We start from the raw sequence: 343 nt of genomic DNA, 5'->3' as shown, positions 1-343 counted from the left end.
GAAGATACTGGAAGAAATTACGCGGCTGATAACCGAAACAGACTGTAAGGTTATCGGATTATCGGGCACCCCGTTCTCGCCGTTCCTCGGTCACTACTACCAGAAGCTGATTAAGCCCACCACGATAAAAGAGTTAATTCAGCGTGGCGACCTGAGCGCGTATGAGTTCTATGCCCCCACGAAACCCGATTTAACCGGGGTGAAGTCTGCCCGCAATGACGACTACGGCAGCGATTACAAGGAAGACGAAATAGCGGAAATCATGTGCGGGGCTGATTTGGTGGGGGATGTGGTCAGTAGCTGGCTGAAACTGGGAGAAAATCAGCCTACTATCTGCTTCTGT

At 51.0% G+C, this 343-nt stretch carries 1 pseudogene; it reads left to right on the top strand.

The window, feature by feature from the left end:
* Window positions 1-343: pseudogene (locus tag PSI23_RS22205) on the top strand (DEAD/DEAH box helicase); the annotation flags it as partial.

It is taken from the genome of Xenorhabdus yunnanensis (assembly GCF_028598805.1).
Lineage (GTDB): Bacteria > Pseudomonadota > Gammaproteobacteria > Enterobacterales > Enterobacteriaceae > Xenorhabdus > Xenorhabdus yunnanensis.
This window is presented reverse-complemented; position numbering and strand designations above follow the sequence as displayed.